20 protein-coding genes are annotated in these 20746 nt (G+C 74.2%); 10 read left to right on the top strand and 10 right to left on the bottom strand.

Translation table 11 applies throughout. The annotated features are described in order from the left end of the window. Positions 1 to 373: 373 nt before the first annotated feature. Positions 374 to 889, top strand: coding sequence for an FBP domain-containing protein (locus tag ACFVS0_RS07260; protein ID WP_430584532.1), 516 nt, complete (start codon positions 374 to 376; stop codon positions 887 to 889). 114 nt (positions 890 to 1003) lie between these two features. Here ACFVS0_RS07260 and ACFVS0_RS07265 read toward each other — a convergent pair whose 3' ends face one another. Further along, positions 1004 to 1480, bottom strand: a complete 477-nt coding sequence (locus ACFVS0_RS07265; RefSeq protein ID WP_430587569.1) for an SRPBCC domain-containing protein — start codon at positions 1478 to 1480, stop codon at positions 1004 to 1006. A gap of 16 nt (positions 1481 to 1496) precedes the next feature. Here ACFVS0_RS07265 and ACFVS0_RS07270 point away from each other — a divergent pair, with 16 nt between their 5' ends. Then, on the top strand, positions 1497 to 1835 hold the full coding sequence (locus ACFVS0_RS07270) for an ArsR/SmtB family transcription factor (protein ID WP_430587570.1): 339 nt from the start codon (positions 1497 to 1499) through the stop codon (positions 1833 to 1835). Positions 1836 to 1853: 18 nt separating this feature from the next. Here ACFVS0_RS07270 and ACFVS0_RS07275 read toward each other — a convergent pair whose 3' ends face one another. From ACFVS0_RS07275 to ACFVS0_RS07310, 8 genes are all read right to left on the bottom strand, one after another. Continuing rightward, a complete protein-coding gene (locus ACFVS0_RS07275; protein ID WP_430587571.1) occupies positions 1854 to 2516 on the bottom strand; it encodes a GPP34 family phosphoprotein in 663 nt (220 codons plus the stop codon). A 43-nt stretch (positions 2517 to 2559) separates the two neighbouring features. Next, entirely contained in the window at positions 2560 to 4059 is a 1500-nt protein-coding gene (locus ACFVS0_RS07280; RefSeq protein WP_430587572.1) for an aldehyde dehydrogenase family protein, read from the bottom strand. Positions 4060 to 4069: 10 nt separating this feature from the next. Further along, complete coding sequence (locus ACFVS0_RS07285; RefSeq protein WP_430587573.1) at positions 4070 to 5071, bottom strand: proline racemase family protein; 1002 nt, start codon at positions 5069 to 5071, stop codon at positions 4070 to 4072. Between the two features lie 54 nt (positions 5072 to 5125). After that, complete coding sequence (locus ACFVS0_RS07290) at positions 5126 to 6043, bottom strand: dihydrodipicolinate synthase family protein (RefSeq protein WP_430563544.1); 918 nt, start codon at positions 6041 to 6043, stop codon at positions 5126 to 5128. Positions 6044 to 6130: 87 nt separating this feature from the next. Beyond that, entirely contained in the window at positions 6131 to 7603 is a 1473-nt protein-coding gene (locus ACFVS0_RS07295) for an NAD(P)/FAD-dependent oxidoreductase (protein ID WP_430587574.1), read from the bottom strand. Continuing rightward, on the bottom strand, positions 7600 to 7899 hold the full coding sequence (locus ACFVS0_RS07300) for a (2Fe-2S)-binding protein (protein WP_430550795.1): 300 nt from the start codon (positions 7897 to 7899) through the stop codon (positions 7600 to 7602). The genes ACFVS0_RS07295 and ACFVS0_RS07300 overlap by 4 nt, the downstream gene beginning before the upstream one ends. Further along, positions 7896 to 9095 carry an NAD(P)/FAD-dependent oxidoreductase gene (locus tag ACFVS0_RS07305; protein ID WP_430587575.1) on the bottom strand — a complete coding sequence of 400 codons (1200 nt, stop codon included), beginning with the start codon at positions 9093 to 9095 and terminating at the stop codon, positions 7896 to 7898. The genes ACFVS0_RS07300 and ACFVS0_RS07305 overlap by 4 nt, the downstream gene beginning before the upstream one ends. 83 nt (positions 9096 to 9178) lie before the next feature. Then, on the bottom strand, positions 9179 to 9856 hold the full coding sequence (locus ACFVS0_RS07310; RefSeq protein WP_429762740.1) for a GntR family transcriptional regulator: 678 nt from the start codon (positions 9854 to 9856) through the stop codon (positions 9179 to 9181). Between the two features lie 303 nt (positions 9857 to 10159). On the opposite strand from ACFVS0_RS07310, the gene ACFVS0_RS07315 reads away from it, so the two are divergent. From ACFVS0_RS07315 to ACFVS0_RS07350, 8 genes are all read left to right on the top strand, one after another. Further along, positions 10160 to 12097: a glycoside hydrolase family 127 protein gene (locus tag ACFVS0_RS07315; protein ID WP_430587576.1), complete on the top strand. Its 1938-nt coding sequence runs from the start codon at positions 10160 to 10162 to the stop codon at positions 12095 to 12097. 86 nt (positions 12098 to 12183) lie between these two features. Further along, complete coding sequence (locus ACFVS0_RS07320; RefSeq protein WP_430587577.1) at positions 12184 to 13899, top strand: ABC transporter substrate-binding protein; 1716 nt, start codon at positions 12184 to 12186, stop codon at positions 13897 to 13899. A 3-nt stretch (positions 13900 to 13902) separates the two neighbouring features. Beyond that, on the top strand, positions 13903 to 14859 hold the full coding sequence (locus ACFVS0_RS07325) for an ABC transporter permease (protein WP_430563550.1): 957 nt from the start codon (positions 13903 to 13905) through the stop codon (positions 14857 to 14859). Further along, complete coding sequence (locus ACFVS0_RS07330; RefSeq protein ID WP_430550789.1) at positions 14859 to 15857, top strand: ABC transporter permease; 999 nt, start codon at positions 14859 to 14861, stop codon at positions 15855 to 15857. The genes ACFVS0_RS07325 and ACFVS0_RS07330 overlap by 1 nt, the downstream gene beginning before the upstream one ends. Before the next feature lie 10 nt (positions 15858 to 15867). After that, positions 15868 to 16722 (top strand): ABC transporter ATP-binding protein, encoded by an 855-nt coding sequence (locus tag ACFVS0_RS07335; protein ID WP_430587578.1) that lies wholly within the window; start codon positions 15868 to 15870, stop codon positions 16720 to 16722. Beyond that, the gene (locus ACFVS0_RS07340; protein ID WP_430587579.1) at positions 16719 to 17690 is read left to right on the top strand and encodes an ATP-binding cassette domain-containing protein; all 972 of its coding nucleotides are present in this window, start codon (positions 16719 to 16721) and stop codon (positions 17688 to 17690) included. Before ACFVS0_RS07335 ends, ACFVS0_RS07340 begins: the two co-directional genes overlap by 4 nt. Continuing rightward, positions 17687 to 18970, top strand: a complete 1284-nt coding sequence (locus tag ACFVS0_RS07345; RefSeq protein WP_430587580.1) for an alpha/beta fold hydrolase — start codon at positions 17687 to 17689, stop codon at positions 18968 to 18970. Before ACFVS0_RS07340 ends, ACFVS0_RS07345 begins: the two co-directional genes overlap by 4 nt. Next, entirely contained in the window at positions 18967 to 20391 is a 1425-nt protein-coding gene (locus ACFVS0_RS07350) for an aminopeptidase P family protein (protein ID WP_430587581.1), read from the top strand. Before ACFVS0_RS07345 ends, ACFVS0_RS07350 begins: the two co-directional genes overlap by 4 nt. A gap of 102 nt (positions 20392 to 20493) precedes the next feature. Here ACFVS0_RS07350 and ACFVS0_RS07355 read toward each other — a convergent pair whose 3' ends face one another. Then, complete coding sequence (locus tag ACFVS0_RS07355; RefSeq protein WP_430550784.1) at positions 20494 to 20718, bottom strand: hypothetical protein; 225 nt, start codon at positions 20716 to 20718, stop codon at positions 20494 to 20496. Between the last annotated feature and the right edge of the window lie 28 nt (positions 20719 to 20746).

Genomic DNA, 20746 nt, shown 5'->3' on the forward strand with positions numbered 1-20746 from the left:
GGCCGGCTCGACCTTTTACCCCCTCCACACCAGGCTGTTTCCTGCTTTCGGAGTTTTCAGAACGTGCGCAACCGCATGGTCGGCGGGTCTTGGCGCCGGGGGTGACGGAATAGACGTCGACCCGGGCGACGGTCCCGTGCCACCATGGAGGGGCCGGTCGTGCCCTCGGGGCGCGAGCGGACCACGACTTTTCACACGAGCGAGGAGACAGCGATGCCGGGCGTCGCAGGGAGCGGGGTGGGCCACCAGGCCTGCTCGGGCAGTCCCGCCTGCCCCGGCACCGCCTCCGTCTGAGCCCCCGCAGGGGCCGGCAGATGAGGCGGTGCGGGGCTTCGTCCTGCCCACCCCTCGCTCACCTGAAAGCCGATCCCTCATGACCCCACTCACCGAGCAGCAGCTCCGTGCCTCCCTCGTCAACGCCACCCGCAGCGAGCGGCAGCGCATGATCGTCCCCGACCTCGCCGACGTCGACTGGGACCGCCTCGACTACCTGGGCTGGCGCGACCGCAAGCAGCCCCTGTCCGCGTACGTCGTCATGACGCTCGACGACGCGCCCGACGCCGAGCCCGTCGGCGTCCTCCTGCGCGCGGCCGAGCGCACCGGCCCGCGCCGCGCCGCCATGTGCGCGTGGTGCGAGGACGTCGTCGAGACGCGCGACGTGCAGCTCTTCGTCGCCAAGCGCGGCGGCGCCGCCGGCCGCAAGGGCGACACCATCGGCACGCTCGTCTGCGGCGACTTCCGCTGCTCCCGCAACGCGCGTCGTCGTCCCACCCTCGCCGAGGCGGGGCGCGACGACCCCGGCGTCCGCGAGGCGATCGTCGAGCGGCGCGTCGCCGCCCTGCGCGAGCACACCCGCAAGTTCCTCGCCGAGGTGCGCAGCACCGCCTGACCTTCCCCGGGCTCCTGTCACTGCCGAACAGGCGGTTGACACCGTTATCGGGGGCCGTCGCCCGCGATAACGGTGTCAACCGCCTGTTCGGCGGACTGCTCGGTGCGGGCAGTCCTACCGGTAGAAGCCCTCGCGGAGATTGATGCCGTGCTCGACCCACGCCTTGAGCGCGGCGAGCATGCCGGTCCAGCCCTCGCAGTTGCCGAACGCGTTCTTCGCGCCGTCCGGCGTGAGGGCCCACGAGGACTCGGTGATGGTGACGAGGGTGCGGGTGTCGTCGTCGAGCGGCTCGAGCTCGAACGTGGTCGTGGTCTCGGCGGAGCCGTCGGCGGTGTCGGTACCCTCCCACCGGACGACGATGCGGCGGGGCGGGGCGGCCTCGACGACGGTGACGGGGAAACGGCCGGGGAAGTCCGCGAAGTCCCAGGACACGTCGACCCCGGGCTCCAGGCGCCCTCGGGCGCCGCCGGTCGTGAAGTACTGGGACAGCTGTGCGGGGTCCGCGATGGCCTCGTAGACGTCACGACAGGGTCGCGAGACGCGGCCCGAGACCGTGAAGGTGAGCTCGGTGAGTGCCTGCTTCTCGTTCATGTTGTATTTTTATCACATGAACTCCTCGCCGCCCAGGGATGACGACGACCCGGCCGACGACGACGCCGTGTTCAAGGCCCTCGCCGCCCCCGTGCGCCGGCGAATGCTGGACGCGCTCAAGGAGTCCACGCGCACCACCGGCGAGCTGTGCGCGCTGTTCCCCGAGCTCGACCGCACCACCGTGTTGCAGCACCTGCGCGTGCTCGAACGGGCCGAGCTCGTCACCGGCCGCAAGGTCGGGCGCGAGCGCCACCTCGCGCTCGCGCCCCTGCCCATCAAGCGCCTCCACGACCGGTGGATCGGCGAGTACGCCCGCGCCGCCGTCGACCTGCTCGGGCGGCTGGACGACGCCTGACCGCCCGGGCGGCGCGCGTCAGGTGGCGGCGGGCAGCACCAGGGTCGCGGCGCTGACGACGCCCACGACGGCCGCGGCGACCGCACCGGCCGCCTCCCGCGCCGTGCTCCCCCGCCACCACGTCGCCGCCAGCTCCCGCATCCGGGCGTCCGCCTCGCGACGGCGGTCGCGCGGCACGGGCGGCCGGAGCCAGCCGGAGCCCTCGGCGAGGGTGAGGAGCGCAGCGGTGCGGTCGTCGGGCACCGCGCCGTCGAGCAGGACGCCGTGCACGCGGCGGCGCAGGGCGGCGACCGCCGGCCCGTCGACCGTGCGCCACCGGGTGCTGCGGAGCACGCCCCAGACGGCACGGTCCTCGCGCCGGAGCAGGCCCTGCGCGACGAGCCCGTCCAGCAGCGGCCGCTCGACGCGGCGGGCCAGCACGTCGACGAGCTCCGTCGCGCGCCGGGGTGCCGAGGCGGCGAGGTCGAGGACGTCGTCGAGCTCCCGGCGCCCCGTCGGCGCGCGGTCGAGGACCACGACCGGCCCGTCGTCGCCGGGCACCGGGCGCAGGGCGGCCCGGCCCGCGATCACCAGCTCGACGAGCAGCGCACCGGCCAGCCGGTAGGGCGCGTCGTCGAACAGCGACGGACCGGTGCGCAGGTCGTCGTGGGCCAGGAGCAGCAGCTCTTCGCCGATGAGCACGTGGTCGGTCCTCCCGTGAAGCGCCTGGTCGTGGCCTCGCTGCCTACCAGTGCGCCGACTCTGCCACACCCGACCGCGCCTGCGGGACCCCCCACGGGTTACCGTCCTGCAACGGCGCGGGGAGCGCGGCCTGCGGGGCGTCCTGGAAGGTGATGCCGCGCAGGAACCGGCCGATCGCGGCGGTGCCCACGGACGTCGCGTCGCTCGTCGTGGCCGGCCACGGGCCGCCGTGCTGCATCGCCGGCGTGACGGCCACGCCGGTGGGCCAGCCGTCGACGAGCACGCGGCCCGCGTGCCGGCCCAGGGTGGCCAGCAACCCGGCCACCTCGGCGTCCTCGTCCGGCCCGCGGTGCACGGTCGCGGTGAGCTCGCCGGGGAAGAGCTCCGCGACGACGGCCCCCAGGTCGGTCCCCTCCGGGTAGGTGACGAGCACGGCGAAGGGCCCGAACACCTCCTCCAGCAGGGTCCCCCGGTGCTCGCGGAGCGAGGCCAGGTCCGTCTCGACGAACGTCGGCGTCGCGCTCACGACGCCGTCCTCCCCGGTCCGCGCGGACCCCTCGGCCAGGACGACGACGCCAGGGGCGCCCAGGACGGCTGACCGACCGGCGACGTACCCCGCGCCGACGCGGGGGTTGAGCAGCGCGTGCTCGGGCACCGCGGCCGCCGCCTCGGCGACGACCGGCCCGAGGTCGTGCCCCTCGGGGACGAGCAGGAAGCCGGGCTTGGTGCAGAGCTGGCCGGCCGAACCGCTCACGGACCCGACCCAGCCGCGGGCGATCTCCTCGCCGCGGTGGGCGAGGGCGGCGGGGCGCACGAGCACCGGGTTGAGCGAGCCGAGCTCGCCGTAGAACGGGATCGGGTCGGGGCGGGCCGCCGCGGCGTCGGCGAGCAGCCGGCCGACGCGCGTGGAGCCGGTGAACGCGGCCGCCCGGACCGCGGGATGCTCCAGCAGGTCACGACCGGCCTCGTCGCCCTCCACGAGCGCGAACGTGCCGTCCGGCAGCCCGGCGCCGGCGAGGGCCTCGGCCATGAGGTCGGCGACGCGGCGGGACAGCCCGACGTGCCCGGGGTGCGCCTTGACGATCACGGGGCACCCGGCGGCGAGCGCGGCCGCGGTGTCGCCGCCGGGCACGGAGAACGCGAACGGGAAGTTGCTCGCCGCGAAGACGAGCACGGGCCCGACCGGCCACAGCGTGCGGCGCAGGTCGGGGCGGGGGCCGAGCACGAACTCCGGGTCGGCGGCGTCGAGCCGGACGTCGAGGTAGGCGCCGGACTCGACCACGCGGGCGAACAGCCGCAGCTGCACGCGGGTGCGCTTCAGCTCGCCGCGCAGCCGCGCCTCGGCCAGCCGGGTCTCGGCCACGGCGAGCGCGACCAGCTCGTCCTCGTGCGCGCCGAGGACGTCGGCGACGGCGCGCAGGGCGTCGGCCCGCGTCGACGGCGGGAGGTCCGCGAGGAGGGGCGCGGCCGCGGCGGCGGCGCGGGCCGCCTCGTCCGCCTGCGCGGGAGCGGTCGTCGTCGGGGCACCTGTCGGGGTCGTCATCGTCTGCACCTCAGAACTGGAAGCCGGTGGGGAACGGGTCGCTCGGGTCGAGCAGGTAGGTGCCCAGGCCGGTGACCCAGGCGCGGCCGGTGATGGTGGGCACCACGGCGGGGATCCCGGCGACCTCGGTCTCCCCCACCAACCGGCCCACGAAGCGCGAGCCGATGAAGGACTCGTTGACGAAGTCCGTGTCGAGGGCGAGCTCGCCCCGCGCCCACAGCTCCGCCATCCGGGCGGACGTGCCGGTGCCGCAGGGCGACCGATCGAACCACCCGGGGTGGATCGCCATCGCGTGCCGGGAGTGCTCCGCGGTGGAGCCCGGTGCGATGAACTCGACGTGGTGGCAGTGGTCCACGCCCGCGATCGTGGGGTGCGACGGCGGGGCCGTCGTGTTGATCGCGTCCATGATCGCGAGCCCGGCGGCGAGGATGTCCTGCTGCCGGGCGCGGTCGAACGGGAGCTTCACGTCATCGAGGTCCACCATCGCGTAGAAGTTGCCGCCGAACGCCAGCGAGTAGGCGACGGTGCCGAGCCCGGGCACGTCGACCTCGTCGTCGAGCCGCACGACGAAGCTGGGCACGTTCTCGATCGTCACCGACTCGGCGTGCCCGTCGCGCACCTCCACCCGGGCGACGACCACCCCGGCCGGCGTGTCCAGCCGGATGGTGGTCGTCGGCTCGGTGACGGTCACCATGCCGGTCTCCACCAGCACGGTGGCGACGCCGATCGTGCCGTGCCCGCACATCGGCAGGCAGCCGGAGACCTCGATGTACACGACGCCCCAGTCGCAGTCGTCGCGCGTCGAGGGCTGCAGGATCGCGCCGCTCATCGCAGCGTGCCCCCGCGGCTCGTTGACGAGCAGCTTCCGCACGTCGTCGAGGTGCTCGATGAAGTGCAGCCGCTTGTCGTTCATCGTCGCGCCGGGGACGACCCCCAGCCCGGACGTGACGACGCGGGTGGGCATCCCCTCGGTGTGCGAGTCGACGGCGGTGAAGGTGCGGGACGATCGCATGGTCGGCCTCTCTGGGTGACGGGCCCGGTGCCGGGCTCAGGGCGATGTACAGGCTCAGCGCTGGGCGATGTACGCGAGGGCCTTCTCGGTGTCGGCGCGCACGGCGGCCTCCTGCTCCGGGGACAGCGGTCCGCGCGGCGGGCGGGTCTCGATGCCGAACGGGCGCCCCGCGATCTGCGTGGACAGCTTGATGGCCTGCACGAACTCGGTGCGCGAGTCCCAGCGGAACATGGCGACGACGTTCTCGTACAGGTCCCGCGCGTCGGTGATCTTCCCGGCCCGCACCAGCTCGTACAGCTCGACGGCGACCTCGGGGATCGCGTTCGGGTAGCCGGCGAACCAGCCCGTCGCGCCCATGACGAGCGACTCGAACAGCAGGTCGTCGGCGCCGGCGATGACGTCGATGTCGGCCACCTCGCGCAGCTCGGAGATCCGGCGCACGTCGCCCGAGAACTCCTTGATGGCCACCACGTTCTCGAGCTGCGCCAGCTCGGCCACGAGATCGGGCGTGAGGTCGACCTTGGTGTCGAACGGGTTGTTGTAGACCATGATCGGCAGGCCCACCTCGTTCACGCGGCTGTAGTGCTCGACGATCTCGCGCCGGTTGGCGCGGTAGATCGTGGGCGGCAGCAGCAGGACGGCGTCGGCGCCGTCCTCCTGGGCGAGCTCGGCCCAGTGCTGGGCCTGGTGCCAGCCCACGCCGTGCACGCCCGCGATGACGATGCCGCGGCCCGCGACGGCCTCGACGGCGGTCTGCACGACCTTGCGGCGCTCCTCGTCCGTGAGGGACGAGTACTCCCCGAGCGAGCCGTTCGGCCCGACGCCGCGGCAGCCGGCGTTCATGAGGTGGTCGACGTGCGCGGCGTAGCCCGCGTAGTCGACGGCGAGCCCGGCGGGCGCCGCGTCGTCGGGGGTGAACGGCAGCGTCGTCGCGACGACGACGCCGCCCAGGTCGATCTTCTGGGAGCTCATGCGGTGTCCTCTCGGTTCACGCGCCTCCGGACTCGGGGCGCGAGGGTCGGTGTCGGGATGAGGTCGGTGTCGGGATGGCGGTCGGAGTCAGGGGGTGTCGGCCGCCGGGTCGTCGGGCAGGGTGGCGAGGTCGCCGAGCCGGACGGGCACCACGAGGGGCCGTCGGTCGGGCACCGCGGGCGCCGCCCCCGTGCCCTCGCCGGCCGCGGGATCCGCGACCCCGACGAGCTCCGCGACCGTGCGGCCGCAGATCCTCGCCTGGCAGGGGCCGAGCCCGGCGCGGCTCGTGAGGCGCACGGAGCGCAGGTCGGTCGACGCGGTGGCGCAGGCGGCCGAGCGCAGCGTGCCGGCGTCGACCTCCTCGCAGCGGCAGACGAGCGTGTCGTCGCGCAGCCACGACGTCCAGCCGCTGCGGATGCCGTGCGCGGCCTCGAGCCGGCGCGCGAAGTCGGCGGACCGGCCGCGACGGCGCACCGCGCGGGCGAGCGCGGCGTCCTCGGGCACGGCCTCGTCGGAGGGGGCGGACGGGCCGGTCGCGGCGTGGTGCCCGGCCACCCAGCCCTCGGCGAGCGCGGCCTCGGCCCCGCCGATGCCGGTCAGCTCGCCGGCGGCCCACACGCCGGGCGCCGTCGTGCGCTGCCGGTCGTCGACGACGACGAAGCGGTCGGGCGAGATCGCGCACGCGGCCGCGACCGCGAGCTCCAGCCGCGGCGTGAACCCGTGCGAGACGCACACCGCGTCCGCCGCGACGGTGCGCTCGGTGCCCGGCAGGGGTGCCCAGCGGTCGTCCACGCGCGCGACCGTCACCTCCTCGACCCGGCCGTCCCCGCGGGCGGCGACCACGGCCTCGCCGAGGCGGTAGGCCACCCGGTGGCGGGCGAGCGTCCCGACGTACGCGCCGAGCTCGCCGGTCTTGTGCGCCGCGCCCAGCAGCCCGGCCGGCCGCGCGCCCCAGCCGCGGGCCAGCGACGCCGGGGTCGCGGCCTCGTGCACCGACAGCACGCGGGCGCCGATGCGCAGCAGCGACGTGGCCACGGGCAGCAGGAACGGGCCCGCCCCCGCGACGACGACACGGTCCCCCACGGCCACACGCTCGGCCTTGGCGAGGGCCTGGGCCGCGCCGGCCGTCGTGACGCCGGGCAGCTGCCAGCCCGGGAAGGGCAGCGTGCGGTCGTGCGCGCCCGTCGCGAGCACCAGGGCGTCGGGGGTCAGGGTGAGGTGCTCGCGCCCGGCGGCGTCGGCGGGCCCGACCAGCACGCGCAGCCGTACTCCGTCGTCGAGCCGCTCGAGCGCCCACACCTGGGCCGAGGTCAGCAGCGCGATCCGCGGGTGCGACGCCACGACGTCGCGCAGGGCCGTGAACGTGCCCCAGCCGTGGTGGAAGGAGGCCTCGTCGGGCGCCGTGCCGCCGCCCGGGAGCACCCGGTGCCGCCAGAACTGGCCGCCCACCTGGTCCGACGCGTCGAGCAGCGTCACCTCCGCGCCGGCGCGGGCCGCGGCGCGCGCGGCGGACAGGCCCGCCGGCCCGGCGCCGACGACGACGACCGTCCGGCGGCTCACGACGCCACCCCCGGCAGCGGGTCGTGCTGCGTCTCGACGACGTCCCCGTCGGCCGCGCGGCGCAGGCATGCCCGCACGTCGCGCGCGCCGTTGACGGTGACGAGGCAGTCGAAGCACACCCCGATGCCGCAGAACACGCCGCGCGGGGCGGCCTCGACGCTGGTGGTGCGCCACGACCGCCGCCGGGCGGCCAGCAGCATCCCCGCGATCGTCTGCCCCTCGGTGCCCGCGAAGGGCTCGCCGTCGAGCGTGATGGTCAGCGCGCGCGGTCCGGCGTCCGGCCGGTGGGTGGTCATGAGGCCTCCCCTGAATTCTCGATGGACGAGCCGGCGGCGAGCACCGCCGGCCGGTCGACGCGGAACGGCGCGGGGTCGACCTCGGGCTCCGCGCCGGTGAACAGGTCGGCGAGCAGCTCGCCGCTGACAGGCCCCAGCCCGATGCCGGCGCCCTCGTGCCCGGTCGCGACCCAGAGGCCGGGGGTCCTGGGGTCCGGCCCGACGATCGGCAGGTGGTCGGGCACGTACGGGCGGAAGCCGAGATAGGTGCGCATGACGCTCGCGTCGGCGAGGAACGGGAACAGGCGCACGGCGCGCGCGGCCATCTCGCGCAGCACGACGGCGCGCAGCCGGTCGTCGAAGCCGACCTGCTCGCGGCTCGAGCCGATGAGGACGGTGCCGGCGGCGGTCGACTCGACCACGCTCGACGTCTGGAGCGCCGCGTCGCCGGACTGCGTGGCGCCCACGTAGTCGCCGTCGTAGACCTTGTGCCGCACGACGTGCGGCATCCGGGTGGTCACCAGCACCATCCCGCGGCGCGGGCGCACGGGCAGCGCGGCCCCGAGCCGGGCGGCGACGACGCCGGACCACGGCCCCGCGGCGAGCACGACGGCGCCCGCGGGCACGTCGCCGGCGGTGGTGCGGACCCCGACGAGACGGTCGCCGTCGCGCAGCGCCCCCACCACCTCGACACCGGTGCGCACCCGCGCCCCCGCGCGCCGGGCGGACGCGAGCAGCGCCTCCGCCGCCGCGACGGGCTGGACCTGCGCGTCCTCCGGGTACCAGACCGCGGCGGTGAGGCCGGGGTTGAGCGCCGGCTCGAGCTCGAGCGCGCGGGTGACGTCGACCTCCCGTGCGTCCACCCCGGCGCCCCGCTGCCGGGCGGCGAAGTCCCGCAACGGCTGGGCGCCCTCGGGGGTGGTCGCGGCGACGAGGCCGCCCTTCGGGTCGTACTCGACGGCGGGGAAGCGGGGGCCGAGCTCGTCGGCCAGCTCCGCGACGAGGGACGGCCAGCGGCGGGCCGCGTGCCGCGCGAGCGCCAGCTCGGGGCCGGGCTCCTTGTCGGAGACGAGCAGGTTGCCCTCGCCGTGGGCGGTGGTGCCCGACGCCGCGCCGCCGCGGTCGAGGACGGTCACGGCGAGCCCGCGCCGGGCGAGCGCGCGGGCGCATGCGGCGCCCACGATGCCCGCTCCCACGACCACGACGTCGACGGTCATCGGCTGCTCCTTGGGTAGATGGGCAGTAATATGTCACATACCAAGACAGGTGAGGGGCCGGCCACGTCGCCCACCCCGGCGGGTCAGTCCTCCTCGGGGCGCCCCGCCCACCAGCCGGTGGTGTGGCCGATGTGGCGGCGCATGAGATCCCGTGCGCCGGCGGCGTCGCCGGCGGCGAGCAGGTCGAGCAGCTCGTGGTGCTCGGCCGCCGACTGCTCCAGATGATCGGTGGCGACCATCTGGGACAGGCCGAGCAGCCGCGCACGGCTGCGCAGGTCGGCCACCACGTCCACCAGCAGGGGGTTGCCCGCCAGCGTCGTGAGCCGCAGGTGGAAGTCGCGGTCCGCCTCGAGGTAGGTCACCAGGTCGCCCGAGCGCGCGCCCGTGACGATGGCGTCGGCCTGCTCGCGCAGTGCCGGCAGCGCACCCTGCGGGAAGCGCCCCGCCAGCTTCTCCATCGCCGGCGGCTCGAGGAGCTGGCGCACCTCGGCGATGTGGCTCAGCATCTCCGGCGACACCTCGGTGACCCGGAAGCCCTTGTTGCGGACCGCCGTGACGAACCCGCGCTTCTCGAGGTCCAGCATCGCCTCGCGCACGGGCGTCGCCGACACGGCGAAGCGCGCGGTGAGCGACGGCACGGAGACCAGCGTGCCCGGGGCGAGATCGCCCGAGACGATCGCGGCGGTGAGGGCCCGCGACACGGTCTCGCGCAGGCTCACCGGCGCCTCGATGCGGCGGAACGACGCTACGGCTTCCGACATGAGCACTTCCTCACGGGGGCTGATCCGGGGGTGGTGGACATCACAGTAGTGCATGATATGTTACCGCCCACATCGGCTGGCAGGTCAAGGCGACCCGCCCGGCGACGGGCACAGGGACCGCGACCCGGCACCCGGCCCACCTGCAGGAACGGCGCGGTTCCGGGCATGATCCGGGGCCGAGGTCGACCCGCCGGACGCGAGGACGCGGACGGCGGCAGCGGTACCGGACGACGACGTCACGCCGGCTCGCCCTGGGCGACGTGGGCGTCCATGTGCAATGTGATATACCACCGAGGAGATTTCGTGGCCGTCACCCCGAACCTGGCTCCCCTCCCGACCCGCGCCCCCGCCGTCGCGGCGGCCGGCCGCGCCGGCACCCCGCTCGGCACGGACCGCGTGCGCCTGACCGGCGGCCTGCTCCACGACTGGCAGCGGCGCAACCGCCTCGTCACCGTGCCGCACGTCGTCCGCGAGGTCCGGCAGGCCGGGAACCTCGACAACTTCCGCCGGCTCCTCGACCCGTCGGTCGGCGACTACCGCGGGCGCTACCCGTTCCTCGACACCGACGTGTACAAGACGCTCGAGGGGATCGCCTACGAGCTCGGCCGCGACCCGGCCGACGACGGCGAGGCGGCGGCGCTGGAGGCGGCCCGCGACTTCTTCGAGGAGGCCGTGGCGCTGATCGAGCGGGCCCAGCGCCCCGACGGCTACCTCGGCACCTTCTACCAGTCGCCGCAGAGCCCCAAGGAGCCCTGGCAGGACCTGTCGTGGGGGCACGAGATGTACAACCTCGGCCACCTCGCCCAGGCCGCCGTCGCCGCCTCCCGCCAGCTCGGCGACCGCCGCCTGCTCGACGTCGCCACCCGGTTCGCGGACCTCGTCGTCGAGCGGTACGGCCCCGACGGCGAGGCGGCGTACTGCGGCCACCCCGAGGTGGAGATGGCCCTCGTGGAGCTCGCCCGCGAGACGGGCGACCGCCGCTACCTGGAGCAGGCCCGCCTGTTCGTCGAGCGCCGGGGCGCCGGCACGCTCGCGCACACGATCTTCGCGGCGGACTACTTCCAGGACGCCGTGCCGCTGCGCGAGCTGGGCTCCGTCACCGGGCACGCCGTGCGCATGGTCTACCTCGCGGCCGGGGCCACCGACGTCGCCCTCGAGACGGACGACGACGGGCTCCTCGCCCACCTCGAGCACCTGTGGGACGACATGGTCGCCCGCAAGTCCTACCTCACCGGCGGCATCGGCTCCCGGCACTCCGACGAGGCGTTCGGCGACCGGTTCGAGCTGCCCGCAGAGCGCGCGTACGCCGAGACGTGCGCCGCGATCGGGACGGCGCAGTGGGGCTGGCGGCTCTTCCTCGCCACGGGCCGCGCCGACGTCCTCGACCACGTCGAGCGGGTGCTGCACAACGCGTACGCCGTGGGGCTGTCGGAGGACGGCGCCGCCTTCTTCTACGACAACCCGTTGCAGCGCCGCCCGGACCACGAGCAGCGCAGCGGCGCGGAGAAGGACGGCGAGCTGCTGCGCCGGGCCTGGTTCGGCTGCCCCTGCTGCCCGCCCAACGTGGTCCGCTGGATGTCGGAGCTCCAGGACCACCTGGCCGTGGCCGACGACGACACCCTCACCCTCGCCCTGTACGCGAGCGCCGCGATCGACTCCCCCGCGCTCGACGTCGACGTGACGACGGACCTGCCGTGGGACGGCCGCGTCACCGTGCGGGTGCGCCGGGCCTCGGACGGCCCCGCGACCCTCGCGCTGCGCGTGCCCGCGTGGGCCGAGGGCGCCACCGCCACGGTGGACGGCGAGCAGGTCGCCGAGCTCCCGGTCGACGGCTGGCTCCGCCTGACCCGCGCCTGGACGGCCGGGCAGACGGTCGTGCTCGACCTGCCGATGCCGGTGCGGGCGGTCACCGCCCACCCGCACCTGGACGCCGCGCGCGGCAGCGCCGCCGTCCTGCGCGGGCCGCTCGTGTACTGCGTCGAGCAGCAGGAATCGCCCGCCCCGGTGGACGACCTGCTCCTCGGGGCCGACGACGTGGCGCGCCTGACCGTCGACGACGCCCACCCGTGGCGCGTGCTGCGCGGCGACCTCGCCGTCGCACCCCCGACGGACGACGACCCGTACCCCCCGCTGGGCGCCACGGCGCCCACCACGCACCGCGCGCCGGTGGCCTTCGTGCCCTACGCGCTCTGGGGCAACCGCGAGGTGGGCGCCATGCGCGTCTTCCTCCGGACGTCCTGAACCGCACCACCGCACCCGCACCACCGCACGTCCCGACCGACCCGTCGCACCATCCCCACCCTGGGAGGTTTTCCATGACACGACGAGTGACCAGACCAGCCCTCCGTGCCGCAGCGTTCGGCGTCGCGGCCCTCCTCGCGCTCGGCGCGTGCTCGTCCGGGGGCGGAGGCGGCGGCTCGACGGCGAGCACCGCCGGCGGCCTCGAGGGCCAGCCCGCCGAGGGCGGCGTCGTCCAGGTGCTGCAGAACGCCGACTTCTCCTACCTCGACCCGGCCAAGGGCTGGGACGGCGGCGTCAACAACTTCTACCGCCTCGTGTACCGCACCCTCACGACACCGGCGTCCGGCAGCGCCGAGGACCCGAACGAGATCGTGCCCGACCTCGCCACGGACACCGGCACGGTGTCGGACGACGGCCTCACCTGGACGTTCACGCTCAAGGACGGGCTGAAGTTCGACGACGGCACGCCCATCACGTCCGCCGAGGTGAAGTTCGGCGTCTCGCGGGCCTGGGACCCGGAGATCGGCATCGGCTCCCCGTACGCCAAGCAGGTCATCGACGCGCCGGAGGACTACGAGGGGCCGTACAAGTCCGGCGACCTGAAGACCATCGAGACGCCCGACGACACCACGATCGTCTTCCACCTCAAGGCGCCGTTCCCCGACTTCCCGGCCGTCGCGTCGCAGCCCAACTTCGCGCCGTTCCCCGTGGGCTCCGGCGCCGGCGACGAGTTCCTCAACGACCTCGTCGCGTCCGGCCCGTACACGCTCGACGAGTACACCCCCGGCAGCGTCATCAAGCTCGTGCGCAACGAGAACTGGGACGCGGCCACCGACGAGGTGCGCACCGCCAAGCCGGACGGCTGGAACTTCCAGCTCGGCCTGGACCCGGCCACCATCGACGAGCGCCTGCTCGCCGGCCAGGGCACCGACGTCAACGCCATCGGCGGCAACCTGCAGCCCGCCACGCTCGCGCGCCTGCAGGACCCCAAGTACAAGGACCGGCTGGTCGACTGGCCGGGCGTCTGCACGACCTACATGGGCCTGAACACCACCAAGAAGCCCTTCGACGACGTCAAGGTACGTCAGGCGATCTCGTACGCGGTGGACAAGGCGGCCGTGCAGAACGGCACCGGCGGCACGATGCTCGCCGACATCGCCAGCACGACGATCCCGCAGTCGGTGGCCGGGTTCAAGGACTTCGACCTGTACCCCAGCGAGGGGAACACCGGCGACGTCGACAAGGCCAAGGAGCTGCTCGCCGAGGCCGGCTACGCCGACGGGTTCGAGATGACGCTCGACATGCGCACGCAGCCCAAGCTGCAGGCGCAGGCCGAGGCCGTGCAGCAGTCGCTGTCCCGCGTGGGCATCAAGGTCACGTTCAACCCGATCGACACCTCGAAGTTCTACGAGACGATCGGCACGCCCAAGCTGCAGAACGATGCCGCGATCACGGGCTGGTGCCCGGACTGGGCGTCGTCGGCGAGCACCGTGATCCCGCCGCTGTTCGACGGGCGCCGCATCACGGACAAGGGCAACTCGAACCTCGCCCAGATCGACGACCCGGCGATCAACTCCGCCATCGACGACGCGCTCGCCGTCACGGACCCGACGGCGGCGAACGAGGCGTGGGGCAACCTCGACGAGCAGGTCCTCACCGAGGCGCCGATCGTGCCGCTGCTGGTGGAGAAGGTCGTGCTGCTGCCCGGGGAGAACGTCACCGGGGTGTACTCCAGCCCCGGCGTCGCGACCGGTGGGCTCGACTACACCGGCGTCGGGCTCAAGGACCCGAGCAAGGGCTGAGCCATGACCCTCAGCATGACCACGCTCGAGACCGAGGCCGGGGGCGCGCCGTCCGTCGGCGCCGCGCCCCCGGCGCGCCGGCAGGGGGTCTGGCACCACCTGCTCCGCCACCGCGGGGCGGTGCTCGCCCTGTCGTACATCGCGCTCGTCGCGCTCCTGGCCGTCGCCGCGCCGCTCGTCGTCCAGCTCTCGGGCTGGGGCCCGTACGAGTTCGACCAGACCGCCATCGACCCGAACCTCGGCGGCCTGCCGATCGGACCGCTCGGCGGGATCAGCGCCGAGCACTGGTTCGGCGTCGAGCCCGGCACGGGCCGCGACCTGTTCGCGCGCATCGTCTACGGCGCGCGCACCTCCATGCTCATCGCGCTGGCCGCCACCGCCCTCACCACCCTGCTCGGCGTCCTCTTCGGGCTCCTCGCCGGGTACCACGGGGGCAAGGTCGACCAGGTCGTCTCGCGCGTCATGGACTTCCTCATGGCGTTCCCCGCGCTGATCTTCATGATCGCGATCCTGTCGGCGCTCCCCGCGAGCAACCGGGCGCCGTTGCTGGTGCTGGTCATCTCCGTGTTCGGGTGGCCGTACCTGGCGCGCGTCGTACGGGGGCAGACGATGACGATCACCCAGCGCGAGTTCGTCGAGGCGGCCCGGGCCTCCGGGGCGTCGGGCTGGCGGATCGTGCTGCTGGAGATCCTGCCGAACCTGCGCTCCACGATCATCGTCATGACGACGCTCGCCGTGCCCGGGTACATCGGCACGGAGGCGGGGCTGAGCTTCCTCGGCGTGGGCGTGGTCCCGCCGACCCCGTCCTGGGGGCAGATGATCGCGCAGTCGATGAGCTGGTACGCCGTCGACCCCATGTACTTCCTGATCCCCGGAACCTTCCTGTTCCTGCTCGTGCTGTCCTTCACGGTCCTCGGCGACCGGCTCAAGGACGTCGTCGACGCGGGGGAGAGGCGCTGATGGTCCGCTTTCTCGTGACGAGGCTCGCCGGCATGGTGGGCGTGCTGTTCCTCGTCGTCCTGTTCACGTACGCGATCTTCTTCGCGCTCTCCCCCGACCCTGCCGTGCAGATCTGCGGCAAGAACTGCACGCCCGAGCTGATCGACCAGATCCGCACCAACCTGGGCCTCGACCGGCCGTTCTACGAGCAGTTCTTCGGCTTCCTGTCCGGGCTGTTCGTCGGCACCACCTACGGCACGGGCGCCAACGCGATCGACTGCGCCGCGCCCTGCCTGGGCTACTCCTTCCAGACCGGGCAGCCCGTGCTCGAGATGTTCGAGCAGCGCTTCGGCGTCTCGGCCACGCTCGCCGTGGGCGCCGCCGTGCTGTGGCTGCTCATGGGCGTCTCGGGCGGCATGATCGCGGCGATCAAGAAGGGCACCTGGTTCGACCGGGCGGCGACCGGCGCCGCGCTGGGCGGCGTCTCCATCCCTAACTACGTGCTCGCCCTGGTGCTCCAGTACGTGCTGGTGGTCAGGCTCGGGTGGCTGCCGTTCCCCCAGGCGGTGCCGTTCGCCGCCGACCCCGGGCAGTGGTTCCTCAACTTCGTCATGCCGTGGCTGGTGCTCGCGTTCACCTACGCGTCGATGTACCAGCGGCTCACGCGGGCGAACGTGCTCGACACCCTGGACGAGAACTTCGTGCGCACGGCGCGCGCCAAGGGGCTCGCGCCCCGGCTGGTGTGGCGGCGGCACGCGCTGCGGCCCGCGCTGACGCCGGTCGTGACGCTGTTCGGCATGGACTTCGCCGGCCTGCTGGGCGGCGCGATCATCATCGAGACCGTCTTCGGCCTCAACGGCATCGGCAAGATGGCGTCCGACTCGATCACCAAGAACGACCAGCCGGTCATCATGGGCGTCACGCTCGTCGCGGCGTTCCTGGTGATCGTCGGGAACGTGATCGTCGACATCGTCTACACGACCATCGACCCGCGCGTCCGGGTCGGGGCCAGGGCATGAGGGGGCCGGCATGAGCACGCTGCTCGAGGTCGAGGACCTCACCATCACCTTCCGGACGGCGCACGGGCCGGTCGACGTCGTGGACGGGCTCTCGTTCACGCTGGAGCAGGGCGCGTCGCTGGGGATCGTCGGCGAGTCGGGCTCCGGCAAGTCGATGACGTCGCTGGCCGTCATGGGGCTGCTGCCGCCCACGGCGAGCCTGCGCGGCCGGGTGTCCCTGGACGGCGCGGACCTGACGTCGCTGCCCGAGTCGAAGGTGCGGCGCCTGCGCGGCGACCGCATGTCGATGATCTTCCAGGACCCGCTGTCGTCCCTGAACCCGTACTACTCCGTGGGGATGCAGATCGAGGAGGCCTACCGGGCGCACCGGCCCGGGGTCACCCGGCGCCAGGCGCGCAAGGTCGCGGTCGAGGCGATGGAGCGCGTGCACATCGCGGACGCCGCCCGGCGGGTGGACCACTACCCGCACCAGTTCTCCGGCGGGATGCGCCAGCGCGTGATGATCGCGATGGCGCTGTCCACCGAGCCGGACCTGCTCATCGCCGACGAGCCCACCACGGCCCTTGACGTCACCGTGCAGGCCCAGATCCTCGACCTGCTCCAGGAGGTGCGGCGGGAGACGGGGACGGCGCTCATCCTCATCTCGCACGACCTCGCCGTCGTGTCCGAGATCGCCGAGGACGTCGTCGTCATGCGGCACGGCGTGGCCGTGGAGCAGGCACCGGCCGAGCGGCTGTTCTCCGACCCGCAGCACCCGTACACGCGGGCGCTGCTCGACGCCGTCCCCCGGATCGACGACGAGATCGGCGAGCTGCGCGGCATCGACAGCACCGCCGGCACCGCCGGCGTGGGAGGGAAGCCATGAGCACGACGAGCACCGGGCAGAGCACCGGGGCCGACGCCGTCGCCCCCGCGAGCGCCCCGGCGTCGGCGACGTCGCGCGACGCCGGGCCGCTGCTGCGCGCCACCGACCTGGTCAAGGAGTTCGCGGTGCCCGGCACCGGCGGGCTGCTGGGCCGCGCGGACACGTTCCGGGCGGTCGACGGGGTGAGCCTCGAGGTGCACGCGCGGGAGACGCTGGCCCTGGTCGGCGAGTCGGGGTCCGGCAAGTCGACGACGGCGCGGATCGTCGCGCGGCTGACGGACGCGACGTCGGGCGAGGTCGTCTTCGACGGCGAGCCCGTGACGCACGCGAAGGGCGACCGGCTGCGGCGGTTCCGCAGCGACGTGCAGGTGGTCTTCCAGGACCCGTACTCGTCGCTCAACCCCCGGCACACCGTGGAGCGCATCGTCACCGCGCCCCTGGTCTACCAGGGGCGCGAGGTGCCGGGCGGCGCGCGGGCGTTCACGCAGCAGCTCATGGAGCGGGTGGGCCTGGACCCCGACCACCACCGTCGCTACCCGTCGCAGTTCTCCGGCGGCCAGGCGCAGCGCATCGGCATCGCCCGCGCGCTCGCGGTGTCGCCGCGGCTGGTGGTCTGCGACGAGGCGGTCTCCGCGCTCGACGTGTCCGTGCAGGCGCAGATCATCAACCTGCTGCGCCGGCTGCAGCGCGAGGAGGGGTTCAGCTACCTCTTCATCGCGCACGACCTCGCCGTGGTGCGGCAGATCGCCGACCGGGTCGCCGTGATGTCGCAGGGCCGCATCGTCGAGCAGGGCGAGCGCGACGCCGTCTTCGACGACCCGCAGCACGAGTACACCCGGACCCTGCTGGCCGCCGTGCCGCGCATCCGGCCCGAGTGGGAGCGGGCGCGCCGCGAGGCGGCCGCGGCGCGGGCCACCACGACGAGCGAGCCCACCGCCACCGCCACCGAGGAGGAGACGACCGCGTGACCACCTATCACCTGCCGGGCCTGCACGTCACCGAGCACAGCACCACCGTCCCTCTCGACTGGTCGCGGCCCGACGGCGAGCAGATCCGCGTCTTCTGGCGCGAGCTGGTCGACCCGGACCGGCGCGGCGACGACCTGCCCCTGCTCGTGTACCTGCAGGGCGGGCCGGGCGGTGCGTCGCCCCGCCCCCTGAAGCGCGACGGCTGGATCGACGAGGCCCTGACGACGTACCGCGTGATCCTGCCGGACCAGCGCGGCACCGGCCGCAGCACGCCGTTGGACGGCGAGGCCGTCGCGGGCCGCGGGGACGCCGTCGCGGGCGCCGACTACCTGGCGTGCTTCCGCGCCGACTCGATCGTGGCCGACCTCGAGCACGTGCGCCGCACGCACTACGACGGCCGCCGGTGGGCGAGCCTGGGCCAGTCGTTCGGCGGCTGGATCACGCTCGCCTACCTCTCGACCGCGCCGGAGGGTCTGGCGGCCTGCTACGTCACGGGCGGCATCCCCGGCACGCCCGCGAGCGCCGACGAGGTCTACCGGCGCACGTTCGCGCGCGCCGAGGCCAAGACGCGCCGCTACTACGACCTGTACCCGCAGGACGTCGACGCCGTGGCCGCGGTCGCCGACCGGCTCGCCGAGGGCGACGTGCGCCTGCCCGACGGCGACACCCTCACGGTGCACCGGTTCCAGTCCCTGGGGATCGACCTGGGGATGAAGCCCGGCACGGAGCGCCTGCACTGGCTGGTCGACGAGGCGTTCGTGCGCCCCGGCCGCTTGTCGCACGCGTTCCTGGAGCAGGTGCTGGTGCGCTCGTCGTCGGCGTCGAATCCGCTGTTCTGGACGCTGCAGGAGTCCATCTACGGCGACGGCGCGAACGGCCCGACGGCGTGGGCGGCGCAGCGCGCCCGCGACGAGCGGCCGCAGTTCGGGCCCGACGAGCGACCGCTGCTGCTCACGGGCGAGATGGCGTTCCCGTGGATGTTCGACGAGGTGCGGCTGCTGAGGCCCTTCGCACCGGCGGTGCACGAGCTCGCCGCGCGCCGGGAGTGGAGCCCGCTGTACGACGTCGAGCGGCTCGCCGCGAACGACGTGCCGCTGGCCGCCGCCGTGTACTTCGACGACATGTACGTGGACTCGGGCCTGCAGCTCGACACCCTGTCCAGGCTGGGGAGCTCCCACGCGTGGGTGACCAACGAGTACGAGCACGACGGACTCGGCGACCCCCGGGTGCTGCGGCGCCTGCGGGAGCTCGTCCGGGACGCGGGAGGAGAACGACGATGACGCAGCACCAGAGCCACCGGCCGCCCCACTCGGGGAACCGGACCCCGCGCCTCACGGAGGTGCCGGCCTTCACCGAGATGATCGCCCAGGGCTGGTCCGCCGACGTCGTGCCCGCCCGGGTGCCCGACGGCGCGGCCGAGGCCGCCGCGGCCCACCGCGCCCGGCTGGCCGAGCGGCTCGGCGGGCGGACCGTCGTCGTCGGCGCAGGGCGAGCGCCGGTGCGCAGCAACGACACGTCGTACGACTTCCGCGCCGACAGCGACTTCGTGTGGCTCACCGGCTGCCAGCTCGAGGACGCCGTGGTCGTGCTGCACGGGGCGGACGCCGTGCTCTACGCGCCGCCGCCGGCCCGGCCGGGCGACCCGGCGTTCTTCTCCGACGCGATGCACGGCGAGCTGTGGGTGGGCGCCTCCCCCGGGCTCGGCGAGTGGGAGCAGGCGCTGGGCGTCCCGGTGCGCCCGCTGGCGGAGCTCGACGACGCGCTCGCGCACGGCTCCGGCTGGTGGGCCGGCCGCGCGGTCCCGGCCGACGTCGTGGCGCGGCACGGGCTGGAGCCGTCGGCCGAGCTCGCCCGCGCGTGCGCGGACCTGCGCATGGTCAAGGACGCGTGGGAGGTGGCGCAGCTGCGCGCCGCCGTCGACCACACGGTGACGGGCTTCGAGGCCGTGGCCCGGGAGATCCCCGCGGCGGTGCGGTCCGGCGGCGAGCGCTGGCTGCAGGGCACGTTCGACCGGCACGCCCGCACCACCGGCAACGGGCCGGGCTACGCCACGATCGTCGGCAGCGGCCCGCACGCGCCCACCCTGCACTGGGTGCGCTGCGACGGCCCCGTGCTGCCCGACGCGGCCCTGCTGCTCGACATGGGCGTCGAGACCGACACCCTGTACACCGCCGACGTCACGCGCACCGTGCCGCCGTCGGGCCGGTTCAGCGCCGAGCAGCGCGCCGTGCACGACCTGGTCGAGAAGAGCCACCGCGCGGGGATGGCGCACGTGAAGCCCGGGGTGAACTACCTCGACGTCCACTACGCGGCGATGGAGGTCATCGCCCAGGGCCTGCACGACTGGGGCCTGCTGCCCGTGTCCGTCGACGAGGCGCTGTCCCCGCAGGGCCAGCACCACCGCCGCTGGCTGGTGTGCGGGATCGGCCACCACCTGGGGCTCGACGTGCACGACTGCGCGCACAGCGACTGGAAGGACTACATGGGCGCCGACCTGGAGCCGGGCGTCGTCATGACCGTCGAGCCGGGGCTGTACTTCCACGCCCACGACCTCACCTTGCCGCCGGAGCTGCGCGGCATCGGCGTGCGGCTGGAGGACGACCTGCTGGTCACCGAGGACGGCCACGAGGTGCTCTCCGACGCCCTGCCCATCGACGCCGCCGGCGTCGAGGCCTGGACGTCGGCCCTGCTGAGCCCCTGACCGCCCCCGCAGCACGACGAACAGGCGGTTGACACCGTGATCGAGCGAACTGGCGCTCGATAGCGGTGCCAACCGCCTGTTCGGCAGTGCGGTGTGGCGGGGTCAGCCGCGCTCGTGCGCGCCGATCATCGGCAGGCCGAAGGCCAGCGAGACGGCGAGGATGCCGCCGACGACGAAGTAGGGGTCCAGGGTCGGGTTCCCGCCGGAGACGCCGGAGCCGAACAGCACGAGGCCGCCCAGGAAGAGCACGAACGCGCCGAGGAAGCGCCCGAGGACGGCACCGGTGGGCTCGGACTTGACGCGCGGGTTGACCTGGAAGTCGCTCATGCTCCGAGGATAGGCCGACCGCGGCGGG

The sequence above is a fragment of the Isoptericola sp. NPDC058082 genome (genome assembly GCF_042885055.1).
Lineage (GTDB): Bacteria > Actinomycetota > Actinomycetes > Actinomycetales > Cellulomonadaceae > Isoptericola.

Bases quoted from the DNA above. Each gene is read 5' to 3' on its own strand.
- ACFVS0_RS07260 (WP_430584532.1), top strand. From the start codon at position 374: ATGACCCCACTCACCGAGCAGCAGCTCCGTGCCTCCCTCGTCAACGCC.
- ACFVS0_RS07265 (WP_430587569.1), bottom strand. From the start codon at position 1,480: ATGAACGAGAAGCAGGCACTCACCGAGCTCACCTTCACGGTCTCGGGC.
- ACFVS0_RS07270 (WP_430587570.1), top strand. From the start codon at position 1,497: ATGAACTCCTCGCCGCCCAGGGATGACGACGACCCGGCCGACGACGAC.
- ACFVS0_RS07280 (WP_430587572.1), bottom strand. From the start codon at position 4,059: ATGACGACCCCGACAGGTGCCCCGACGACGACCGCTCCCGCGCAGGCG.
- ACFVS0_RS07285 (WP_430587573.1), bottom strand. From the start codon at position 5,071: ATGCGATCGTCCCGCACCTTCACCGCCGTCGACTCGCACACCGAGGGG.
- ACFVS0_RS07290 (WP_430563544.1), bottom strand. From the start codon at position 6,043: ATGAGCTCCCAGAAGATCGACCTGGGCGGCGTCGTCGTCGCGACGACG.
- ACFVS0_RS07300 (WP_430550795.1), bottom strand. From the start codon at position 7,899: ATGACCACCCACCGGCCGGACGCCGGACCGCGCGCGCTGACCATCACG.
- ACFVS0_RS07305 (WP_430587575.1), bottom strand. From the start codon at position 9,095: ATGACCGTCGACGTCGTGGTCGTGGGAGCGGGCATCGTGGGCGCCGCA.
- ACFVS0_RS07310 (WP_429762740.1), bottom strand. From the start codon at position 9,856: ATGTCGGAAGCCGTAGCGTCGTTCCGCCGCATCGAGGCGCCGGTGAGC.
- ACFVS0_RS07325 (WP_430563550.1), top strand. From the start codon at position 13,903: ATGACCCTCAGCATGACCACGCTCGAGACCGAGGCCGGGGGCGCGCCG.
- ACFVS0_RS07330 (WP_430550789.1), top strand. From the start codon at position 14,859: ATGGTCCGCTTTCTCGTGACGAGGCTCGCCGGCATGGTGGGCGTGCTG.
- ACFVS0_RS07335 (WP_430587578.1), top strand. From the start codon at position 15,868: ATGAGCACGCTGCTCGAGGTCGAGGACCTCACCATCACCTTCCGGACG.
- ACFVS0_RS07340 (WP_430587579.1), top strand. From the start codon at position 16,719: ATGAGCACGACGAGCACCGGGCAGAGCACCGGGGCCGACGCCGTCGCC.
- ACFVS0_RS07350 (WP_430587581.1), top strand. From the start codon at position 18,967: ATGACGCAGCACCAGAGCCACCGGCCGCCCCACTCGGGGAACCGGACC.
- ACFVS0_RS07355 (WP_430550784.1), bottom strand. From the start codon at position 20,718: ATGAGCGACTTCCAGGTCAACCCGCGCGTCAAGTCCGAGCCCACCGGT.